This is a genomic window from Lonsdalea iberica (genome assembly GCF_002111585.1).
Lineage (GTDB): Bacteria > Pseudomonadota > Gammaproteobacteria > Enterobacterales > Enterobacteriaceae > Lonsdalea > Lonsdalea iberica.
Genome location: NZ_LUTP01000019.1, coordinates 59,347 through 69,964 on the forward strand (window position 1 = coordinate 59,347; position 10,618 = coordinate 69,964).

Genomic DNA, 10,618 nt, shown 5'->3' on the forward strand with positions numbered 1-10,618 from the left:
CCGTGGCATAGTCGGTTTAAGAGAAGGATGAGAAGGGCAAGGGCGTAGCAGCTGTGACAAGGAAGATGCTCAAGAGAAAAAACCGCACCTGATATCATCAGATGCGGTGTCGACTGGTTTACGCGTCGGACTTGATCAGCGCCAGGACATGACCCAGACGCTCGCGCTGTTTCGGTTTAATATCCCGCCCAGCGGCATAGCCCGCGTTGCGAATAATGGTTTCGTTCAGACCGATCAGCCAATCGTAGATGTGATAGGCCGTGCTATTGGTCGGCGTCGCGGACAGGCGCGTCAACCGCTGTGCCGCGCCAAAACTGCCCGCCTGTTTTTCAGGACGAGCGAAGATTTTCTGCCCTTTATTAACCCGGCTCTCCGGTCGTTCCGCTTCTTTCACCCGCTGGAAGCCCAGCCAAGCGACAAAGTCGCCCAGCACGGTCAGCGCGCGGGAGACCTGTCGGTCGGTTTTATTTTCACGGTTCAGATCTAACTGCTCCGCGTTCACCAGGACCGTCAGCAGCTCTTCTTCAATTTTCAGGCGAATTCCGGCGGTGATTAACTCTTCCACCAACATTTCGATGGTGGGACGGGCTACGCCGAGCAGTTCGATGATGGCGTCGTTTTCCGGCAAATTACGCAGGTGGGTGATCCAGTAGCGATAAACGCTGCGAGCGAACTCGGCTTCGTATCCCTGACTGTCTGCGATATCTGTTTCCGGGATTTCTGGCTCTTCAGCGTCTTTAGATGTTTCGCTGACTGGCTCATCGCTAAACAGATCGATCTCCAGCCCGACGCCGAAAGGCTCATAGCTTGCAGGGGGCGCAACGGCGTCCAGATCGTCCGGATGCGCGTTGTAACTGCGCGAAGACGGTTCCTGTTGTTGCAGATACAGCCTGCGCAGCTCATCGCGTGACGGCAACAGGCGCTCCAACATCTCGCCGTGAACGCCGGTACGCGTCTGCAATGCTTTCAGCATCGACTCGGCAATCTGCTGTTTTTTCGCTGGCGCATCCGCACCGCTGGGCTGATACCAGCTACCCAACAGATTCTCTGTCAGCTCACGCTGCAACTCGCTCAACTGTTCGTTAACCCGATTAAGTTTCACTTCGCGGCGGACTTCCGCATCCAACCAGGCCGCCATGCGATTCACGCCGCGCTTGTCCAGCGCCAGCATCGTTCCCCACGCATCACCGGGGTTGCCGACATAGCGTTGAACGGCTTCGTCGTTATTGTGCCCGTGGGTGAAGCGACGATCGAATTTGGTGACCGCCCATATTAATCCGGTTTTACGGCGGCTGCGTACCTGAGGGTTTTCGCCCTGGGTATGGCGCACCCAGTAGTCTAGCGCTTTACCCACCGTCTTCACGTCCTGCTTACCCGCCGCGGCGGTACAGACCAACAGCACGTTCATCTCCTGACTGTCGGTATAGCGTTCCAGTAAGTAAGCGCGTTTAGCATAGAGCAGAGTCTGCGCCAGCGGGTGAGGGGTACTCCGTAATGGACGACTGAAGTCTTCCTCCTGGTCCTCATCCGGCTCGTCGTTCACCAGACTGAAACCGGGGAAATCCAGCAAATCGACCTGTTCGAACAGCGTTTCACGCGGCGCGTTGAGCAGCGGAATTTGCAGCTCCGCTGTCAGCATCATCAGCTCCGCCAGAGACAGCTCGACGGTTTTCGCCGCACGGCCGCCCACGATAGGCCGCACCTGAACGCTCATGTCCGCCGGGCTGTTCAGACGATCGAACAGACCGGCATTCAGAATACCGCCGTCGGCGTGCATGCTCTCGTCAACCAGTACGCTGAGCGGCGCCAACACTTTTCGCGCACTGGAGAGGTGTTGCAGCGTATAGGCAAAGTAGCGGTAGGCGGCCGTGATATCGGCCTGTTCGGCCCATAACAGAGAGAACAGGCTGGCGCGATCGTCCGCGCTTAGGAACGGCGCCAACTCAACGGCCGTCGGCCAGAACTGGCCGGCCAATATCGTCTGACGCTTGGCGTCGTGACGCACCAGATAGTCCCAGAGAGCGACCACGTCGTCACTGTCCATACCGGGCACCGGCGTCGTTTGACGGTGCATCGCCAGCATTTTCAGGTGCTCGGCGATGTGCGGTTCATCAAGTTCGTCATTCGCCGGCGTACGACGGTGATACAAAAAGGCATTCGCCATAATCCGCGCGATATCTGCTTCATTCAGCAGTTGCAGCTGAACCGGGTTCGGCGTGTTTTTACCTTCGGCCTGACGGGTAAAGCGGGTCACAAACGCCGAAGACTGGCCCGTCGGGTTGAGATGCTTTTGATAATCCAGCGTCAATCCGCCGACGCTGGTTTCCAAACGACCGTTTTCACCGGCGGCCAGAGAGGAAATCAGATATGACTTGCCCGCCTGCGACAGGCCGAAGAAGCCCATCGCGATTTCTTTGGTCGCGGAGTCCATCAGGTCGCGCGCCTGGTTGCGGCTGCTGCGCAGCTTGATGCTTAGGCGATCCGCTTCCATATCCAGACGTGGGACGTTGCGCCGTGTATCGTCCAGCCAGGCTATCGCTTCGTCGACACCCTGAGAAACGGACTGCAGTTGGCGATTGAGTCGGCTCGATAGTTGTTTGGGCGTTAATGGTTTCATTTCTTAAAGACGCTCCCGCTATCGATCCAGTAATGAGTCATGCCCGAGCCGGTACTGGCCAGGGTGTTCAGACGGAGTTTCAAATGCTGCGGCGGCACCGGTTCGCCATCGCCCAGAATCGCCTCGGCAATCTGGAAACACTCCGGCGTATCGTGGCCTTCGCCTTTGACAACGTCTAGACGCACATGCAGCACGCTGTCGCCCGCGACTTTTCGTGCCAGCTCCGGGTCCACAATCGAGAGGGAATAAAGCGGAGAGGCGGGCCAGCGGTCGTTGTCCAACTGACGGAAACCAAGACACAGCGATCCGCGCACGTCGAATCCCGGCTGCTCGCGCAGGGTGAAGTCGGCGACATCCAGATCGATATCGTTGTAGTAAACATTATCCATGGTCAACGCCTGGCTGCTGTCCAGCATACCCAGGTAACGCACGGTGGAATAAGGCTGGAAATCGCCTGCCTTGAAGTAAAAGCCCGGCAGACGTAGATCAAGCGCCAACAGGCATAACATGGCGCCGACCGCCGCGGTCGATTTCGGGTTGTCGATCCGGCCGCGCTTGTTGAATGGATACCAGTCGCTAGTGTGGTAACCATCCAAAGACAGCATGCGGTTGATCGGCAGCGGTTGAAGATGGCGGAACAGGGCCTGAATACCGGGGAAGCGGGAAGGGCGCCCCGTTAACAACAGCACGTCGCAGGCGTATAGCGAGACGACTTCGGACATCAGACGCAGATGCTGGGTGATGCTCATGCGGTTGGACAGGAATTCGGCGTGCAGCTTGCTTAAGCGCAAAACCAACGGCACCTGAAGAATATCGAAACCCACTTCCTCTTCCGGCAGTTCGCGCTGTACGCCGCTGTTGACGTAGTCCAGGACTTTCTGCGTTGGCAGCTGGCTTAGCAGCTCGCCGAACGTGGCGTCTATCTCCGCATTGAGATCCAGCGGGTCGAAGTTTTCATACGCCTCCAGCACCGCTTGGCCAATCGGAATAAACAGCTGCAAGGTCACCTGCTGACGCAGCGTCAACTGACCGTCCATCCGCCCCTCGCTACCGAACAGGCGGGTCATCACGCCTTCCGGGCTGGTCATGCCAGCCTTTTTCAGTGCGGCCTGCAGCGCGGGGAGGACGTACATCTGAATGACGTCGAGCAGGATATCGTCGCCCGCGACTTTGAATCCTTCACGGAACAGCAGACGAGGAATGATCTTCACATTGCTGCCGACGCCGTCGTCCAGCCAATACTGCGTGATCGCAAGGTCGGTCGTGCCGCCGCCGATATCAATCGAAGCGATGCGTAGCGTTTTGCCAGGCTGCTCATCGTCCGCAAGCTCTTTGTCGGGACGCGCCATGCTGGCGAAGAACGCCTCCGCACGGCCGCCGAAGTTCACCTGCGCTTCGTTATACAGGTACACCATCTGGCCGCAGGTCGCTTCGTCCCATTCCATCTGGACTTCCGGCACGGGAACGCGGCTTAGCGCTTTATCCTGTGACGTGTGGAAGTCTTCATCCGCCGGATGCCAGCCCATGGCTTTCCATACCAGCCCGATGGCTTCATACATGCGGCGACGGAAGATTTCCCGCTCCGGCTTCGGCATGGCCGAGGGCAGGGTGAGAATGATGTTGCGCAGCTGACGCGGTGCGTTGGCGTGGATCATTTTCTGACGCTGCGCCGCGCTGTTCATCTGCATCAGCGCCTGGGCCAGCAGTTCGGATAACATGAACGTCATCACCGCGCTGCGGCTGTAGTGGGGCGCGAATACCGGCAGTCGCTCGTCCAGAGGGAGGTTAAACAGCGGCTGACCTTCGTCGTTGACCAGCATGGTCAACGGCATCGCCGTCGCCAACGGTTCTTGCTGGGCCGTGCCCACCGGCTGACCAAAACGCCAGCCGGGCATGTAAGGTTCTTCATCCCACAGATAGCGACGCGGGCTGGAGATACCGCTGGAGCCTTCCGTCCCCTGACGCTGCAGCGCCATACGGCTGGCCTCGCGTCCGACGCGGGTGATGGACGGCCAGACAAACGCGTCTTCTCGTCCACTTTCGTAGGAGAAGTTCTGTTTGCCGAATGTGGCCTGTGCAAACTCCACGCGACTGTCGAACAGCTCATTGTATTGATAGTGGGGTTCGCTCAGATCGCGGATCTGCATTTCATAGGTCTGCTTCAACCCATTGCTTTCGTCCGCATGGTCTTCGACCATGATTCCGGCGGTGTGCGAGTTGCCCACATCCAGGATCAGGTCGACGTTAACGGCCGGCTCCTGCAGCGTACTGGCGGTGATTTGAACCTCGGGGATTTCCAGCTGGCTGCCGAGCACATCCAGCAGATTCAGGAAATGCGCCTGATATTCGAAGTCGCGCAGCCCCTGACGAATTTCATGCGGCTTGCGGCGTTCCCGCTTCGCGGCCTGCTGGGAGAAAGTCTCGCGCAGCCAGCCGTCGACCCAGGTCATATCCAGAAACTCGTATAACTCATCGCTGTGGTAGGCCAGCGTGTAGTTTCTTCCGGTATTGATGTCGTTCTCGCTCGGCGCCAGCGACTCATACTCGTGGCTTTCAGGATAGACCTTGGTATCGAAGGCGAGACAGATGCGATGGGTGTTGCCGTCGTCATCCGGCTCTTCCAGCTCCAGAACCTGAACGCGCGCCCAGTTATAAGGGCCGCCCAGGAACGTCCGCGGCGGGTTGAAGCGGAAGAACGGCAGCGGCAGCCAGGCCTGGCTCAGCAGGCTCAATGATTGCTTCACCGTGAAGTTCGACTCGGGGTTGACCGCCTCCGGCAATACGGTGGTTTCGCCCGGCAGCACGAACTTGCCGTTGTTTTCGTTGTAAATCAACCGCAGGAGAGGGCCATTGGCACTCTTGCGGATAAACCGGTTGGCAATGTCTGCCTCAGAATTGAGTTTTATCGCGAAATCGAGAAACTGGATACCGCTATTCTGAATCAGCGTAATGCGTTGTTTATAATCAGTAATGGTCGCCAGCATTATTTTTTACTCTCACGCTTAATCGTCATCGGTAATATCGTATCGGCGTCAAAACGGCCTTTACAGTCCGCCGCCTCAGCGTTGTCCACCCGGTTACAGACGACTTCAGGCATGCTGTAACGCGAACCGTCGCTGCACCGCGCACGATAACGGCTGTTGATCACCAGGTTGCCTGACTGATGTAGACCGGCTTCGACGTCCGCGCGACAGGTGACTTTATCGCCGTAGGTGAATCTCACGCGGCCTTTACCATTCTGGATCTGATACTTCAGTACCGGCGGCTTGCCGGTCAGCGGATTTTTCACAATGGCGGTCGCCTGCCAGTTACCATTCAGGAAGCGGACGGAACCAACGCGAATAGATTCCGCCGGCATGACCAGCACGCCTTTAGGCGCTGGCGTGACGTGCGCAGCGTCGCTGGCAGGTGCGGCTTCCGGCGCTTTTTCTTCACTCGCCGCCGCAGGCGGGGCTACGGGCGGCATTAAGGTGGCATCGTTCAACGGCAGCCCCGCGAAGCTCAGAAGCGGAGATTCAACCGGCGCAGTCGTCGCATCCAGCACGCGTTTTTCGGGTTTGACGACGGCCATGGAAGGCGCTTTCTCGGACGGCGGCAACGAAACGCAACTGCGGATCTGCATACCTAAAGTGACCAACAAACCGGCGCAGGGGATCAGCCACCACGCACGCATCCAGACAGAACGCGCGACGGGTTTCGGCTCGTCCGGTATCACGAACGCCGGAGCAGGTTCGACGGGCGCTTTTTCAGGCTCAGGCGCCTGTTCAGGCTCTTGAGGCTCGGGTTCAGGGACTTCAATCGGTTCCGGCTCAGGCTCCGGCGCGACCTCAATCACCGGCGGTTCAGGCGGCGCCACGGGGCGCAGGCATTCCAGCGCATCGGCGCGGAATTTTTTGCCGAGATTGACGAAGCCCCAGAAGGTAATGACCGGCTTATCGTCCACCAGGTAGACATGATTGGGGCCGGGGAACTGGATAGCTTTCGCCAGGAGGACGCCAAACAGTTTTAGCGCGGGCTTTTCGGAGGTTTGCGCCTTCTCGCTAATCCCGGCGACGGTTTGCTGGTATTGTTCCAGCAGCTCAAGCGCGTGCTCGCGCTGTTCATCACTCGCAGCCATCCAGGACGTCATCTTGCCTGCGACGGGCGCATACCAGTCGATGCGATCGCCTTTTTCATTGGACTGGGGTATTGCCAGACAGTCAGCGATCGGCTGCTGCTTACGAAGACGCAGTGTTTCCCTGAGTTGCAGCGCCGAAGCGTAAACGGGCTGTCCGTTCTCTCCTAACGCCAGAAAGTCGTCCAGATTGCCACTGCGTAAAAATAGTTTTGCCACGCCAAAGAGACCTTGTGTAGTAGATGTTTCACGGCAGAAAAAGCTCGGTGTATGTCTGCGCCAGCGTAAATTCTACCTTTTTGCAAGCAATTCAAACGCCAAAAGAAACGGCAAAAGGAGTAAATGCTTGCCTTATCAGCGTTGATTTTGCCCATACCAAGGGTAGCCCGTAACGCAAGGTAATGAAATGTAGCAGAGAGATCCCCCCTCATAGCGATATGCCACTAAACGTCAGAAAAGCTCCCCGGCGACGCAAAAAGGGCGCGAATGAACAAAAAGAGTGCGCGGCTGCGCCGGATTCGCACCGTGGAAGTCCGCCATTGCGACAAGTCGAAACAGAATGCTGGGGGAGGTGATCGCCGCATCTAAACAGCCCCCGGCCTCGTAAGGCGAATGATTCCTGAATGAGACAACACGTTACTTGGTGGGCTGGCTGGTTTTTCCTGCCTGCCCACCAACAGGTGGCATAGATAGTGCTTATCACCCCCTGGGGCCAGCATTGCGTCATCATCACAACAAGACCGGCCTCCCATCGCAGTTTTTTTCGACGCATCTGAGGATGCGCGATGACATTAATACGCAGGGGGAATAATTAGTGACAACGCTCAGCATGCCGATTCGGGTCTCTGCCCGCACCAAGTGGATTCAAATGGTGTTGGGATTAATCTGTATGGCCTCGATATCCAGTCCGCAATACGTTTGGACCTTAATGACTAAACCGTTTACAGAGAAAATCGGCGTCAGCCTGCCTGAATTGCAAGTGACATTTTCTCTACTGATTATCCTGCAAACCTTCTTCTCACCGTTTCAGGGCAAGCTGATCGACCGTTTCGGTCCACGCCTGCTGATCTCGCTGGGGACGCTGTTGTCAGGACTCAGTTGGGTGCTCTCCGCACAGGTGCAGAGTCTGGCGATGCTGTATCTGGTCTACGGTTGCCTGGGCGGCCTGGGAACAGGGATTGTATACGTCGGCGTCGTGGGGTTGATGGTACGCTGGTTCCCGCGTCATCGCGGATTCGCCGCGGGCATGGTGGCCGCAGGTTATGGCATGGGGGCGATTCTTACCACGTTCCCGATTTCAATGAGTCTGGGTCAACAAGGGCTGGAGTGGACGTTGCTGGTCTTCGGGGGCATTTTCGCCGTGGTGGGTCTGCTGGCCAGCCAGGGGTTGAAGGTGCCGGTTGAAGAGGACACCGCGTCGCAGCCGCCCAGCAAGCTGGAGCAAAGCCGTCGGCAGTTTACCTCCAAAGAGATGCTAAAACAGCCGTTGTTCTGGCTGATGTTTCTGATGATGGCGATGATGTCGACATCCGGTCTGATGGTCACCTCGCAAATGGCGATCTTTGCGCATGACTTCGGTATTACCAGCGCGGTCGTATTCGGGATGGCGGCGCTGCCGCTGGCGCTGACCATCGACCGATTTACCAACGGATTGACGCGTCCATTATTTGGCTTTATTTCCGACCGTTTCGGGCGTGAAAAGACGATGTTCATCGCCTTTGCGCTGGAGGGGTGCGCCATGACGCTCTGGCTGATGTCGCGGGACAACGCATTGCTGTTCGTGCTGCTGTCGGGCGTCGTGTTCTTTGGCTGGGGAGAGATCTTCTCGCTATTTCCTTCGACGCTGACCGATACCTTCGGGACTCAAAATGCGACCGCCAACTATGGCTGGTTATATATGTCGCAGGGCGTAGGCTCTATTCTGGGAGGGCCGCTGGCGGCGTTGCTGTATCAACACACTCAGGGATGGCACATCGTCTTCGGCTGCGCGATTACGCTGGATTTTGTCACGGCGGCGCTGGCGATAGGGGTGCTTAAACCTTGGCGTTCGCGGTTTATCCGCAGCCATAGCTGATGAGGCCTGCGGTGGGCTACAGCGGCCTGCCCGTATGCTCCCTCAAAATAGTGGCTTTTGTGCCATAACCCGCGGTGCTATCCCGCAATATCCCGCAACGCTAAACGTGTTGAGATTCTGTTTATAGGAACTCGATCGCAGTATAGTTAGAATTAACTTTATTTTACTTTTGATTGGGTATCATGAAAAAGACCGTTGTTATGACGTTAATCTTAATAAGCTTGACGGGTTGTGTTCAGTATCAGTGGGTTAAGCCTGGCACCGACAAGCAGCAGGAAGTTATTGCTGAAACGCAATGTAAAGCGCAGGCGCTCAGGGATTTGCCACCTGACAATCAAATCTCGGGCAAGTACACATCTAAAGATGAAAAACATAAAACTATTAGTACAAGCTACTCAACGAGTGATGAAAATGAGAGTAAGCGAGACATCCTGGTGAAAGACTGCATGTATAGCAAAGGCTGGACTCAGATTGAGATCCAGCATTGAGAAATAGTTGAAACTTCCTGCTGAAGATAGCCCCACATAGATATGTGGGGCTTTATTAATAACATTTATCTTTCAATCATATTGGTGATCCGACCGCGGTTGATTTCATGTCTGAACCCCCCCGCGTCCTTATGGGTTATCAGTCCCGTAAATCAGTTAGCGCCTGACGCATTGCCGTGGGTGGACGATATCCAGGGGCAAACATGCATAATGTGATATTTGTTGGATAACCCGCTATTTCACTTCCATACAGGGTGGTGGCTGAAGACGTTGCCTCGATCACCCCTGTCAATCACCCAAATAACCCCCGCAAATAATGAGGCTCACAGCGCAAATATTGCGGCGAAACCGTTATCGTATCGCCCAGCTTAGCGGCGGCATGCCACGGCCAGCGGGGATCGAACAGTACAGCGCGGGCGAGGGCGATGAAATCCGCCTGCCCGGTGGCAATAATGGCTTCGGCCTGTTCCGCTTCGGTGATTAACCCCACGGCAATGGTTGCGATGCTGATCGATTCGCGGATCCTCGAGGCCAACGGCACCTGATAGTTCGGGCCGACGGGGATGTCCTGTTCGGGAGCCAGGCCGCCGCTGGAGACATGAATGTAATCGCAGCCTAACGCTTCTAGCTGTTTTGACAAGATGACCGAGTCTTCTAAGTTCCAACCGCCGTCAACCCAATCTGTGGCGGATATTCTAACGCCCACGGCGATAGAAACGGCCTCCCGGACATCTGCGAAAACCTCTAACACCAACCGCATCCGGTTCTCCAGCGAACCGCCATAATCGTCGCCGCGATGGTTGGATAGGGGGGAGAGAAACTGATGCAGCAGATATCCGTGGGCGGCATGCAGTTCGATCAGATCCAATCCCGTTTTTTCGGCCCGTACGGCGGCAGAAACGAAATCCGCCCGGAGCTGGTGGATTTGCTCCATCGTCAGCGCTTGCGGCTGGCGGCTGTCCGCATAAGCCAGTGCGGAAGGCGCCACCGTCTGCCAGCCGCCTTCGGCGATAGCGACATCCGCGCCTCCTTTCCAGGGTTCTGCAGTAGAGGCTTTGCGCCCCGCATGTGCGAGCTGAATACCGAGCTTGATAGAGGAATAACGTCGAATATTTTCTACCTGTTTCGCCAGTTCGGCGGCTTGTTCGTCGTTCCAGATCCCCAAATCTTTAGGGCTGATGCGGCCTTCAGGCTGAACTGCGGTCGCTTCCAGAATCAACAAGCCGGCGCCGGATTGTGCCAGATTACCCAAGTGCATGGTGTGCCACTCGCTGGGAAACCCTTGTTCGGCAGAGTATTGGCACATTGGGGCGATGATGATGCGA

At 56.7% G+C, this 10,618-nt stretch carries 6 protein-coding genes; 2 read left to right on the plus strand and 4 right to left on the minus strand.

Features of this window, described 5'->3' with window-relative positions; translation table 11 throughout:
- Positions 1–118 precede the first annotated feature (118 nt).
- Genes AU511_RS09380 through AU511_RS09390 form a run of 3 tightly spaced genes read right to left on the minus strand, consistent with a single transcriptional unit; the run spans position 119 to position 6,950 of the window.
- Positions 119–2,617 carry a putative virulence factor gene (locus AU511_RS09380; RefSeq protein WP_094109495.1) on the minus strand — a complete coding sequence of 833 codons (2,499 nt, stop codon included), beginning with the start codon at positions 2,615–2,617 and terminating at the stop codon, positions 119–121.
- Positions 2,614–5,601, minus strand: coding sequence for a virulence factor SrfB (locus AU511_RS09385; protein ID WP_094101180.1), 2,988 nt, complete (start codon positions 5,599–5,601; stop codon positions 2,614–2,616). The genes AU511_RS09380 and AU511_RS09385 overlap by 4 nt, the downstream gene beginning before the upstream one ends.
- Positions 5,601–6,950 carry an SrfA family protein gene (locus tag AU511_RS09390; protein WP_094109496.1) on the minus strand — a complete coding sequence of 450 codons (1,350 nt, stop codon included), beginning with the start codon at positions 6,948–6,950 and terminating at the stop codon, positions 5,601–5,603. The genes AU511_RS09385 and AU511_RS09390 overlap by 1 nt, the downstream gene beginning before the upstream one ends.
- A gap of 610 nt (positions 6,951–7,560) precedes the next feature.
- On the opposite strand from AU511_RS09390, the gene oxlT reads away from it, so the two are divergent.
- Together oxlT and AU511_RS09400 are read left to right on the plus strand one after the other, a co-directional pair.
- Positions 7,561–8,805, plus strand: a complete 1,245-nt coding sequence (oxlT, locus tag AU511_RS09395) for an oxalate/formate MFS antiporter (RefSeq protein ID WP_100059659.1) — start codon at positions 7,561–7,563, stop codon at positions 8,803–8,805.
- 182 nt (positions 8,806–8,987) lie between these two features.
- Positions 8,988–9,293, plus strand: coding sequence for a hypothetical protein (locus AU511_RS09400; protein WP_094101183.1), 306 nt, complete (start codon positions 8,988–8,990; stop codon positions 9,291–9,293).
- 292 nt (positions 9,294–9,585) lie between these two features.
- Here the strand turns inward: AU511_RS09400 and AU511_RS09405 are convergent.
- Positions 9,586–10,618 (minus strand): NADH:flavin oxidoreductase/NADH oxidase (locus AU511_RS09405; RefSeq protein ID WP_094109498.1); only part of this gene is annotated, 1,033 nt, incomplete at its 5' end.

What these genes read in the sequence shown, in the direction of transcription:
- AU511_RS09380 (WP_094109495.1), bottom strand. Translation starts at nt 2,617, where the DNA reads ATGAAACCATTAACGCCCAAACAACTATCGAGCCGACTCAATCGCCAA.
- AU511_RS09385 (WP_094101180.1), bottom strand. Translation starts at nt 5,601, where the DNA reads ATGCTGGCGACCATTACTGATTATAAACAACGCATTACGCTGATTCAG.
- oxlT (WP_100059659.1), top strand. Translation starts at nt 7,561, where the DNA reads ATGCCGATTCGGGTCTCTGCCCGCACCAAGTGGATTCAAATGGTGTTG.
- AU511_RS09400 (WP_094101183.1), top strand. Translation starts at nt 8,988, where the DNA reads ATGAAAAAGACCGTTGTTATGACGTTAATCTTAATAAGCTTGACGGGT.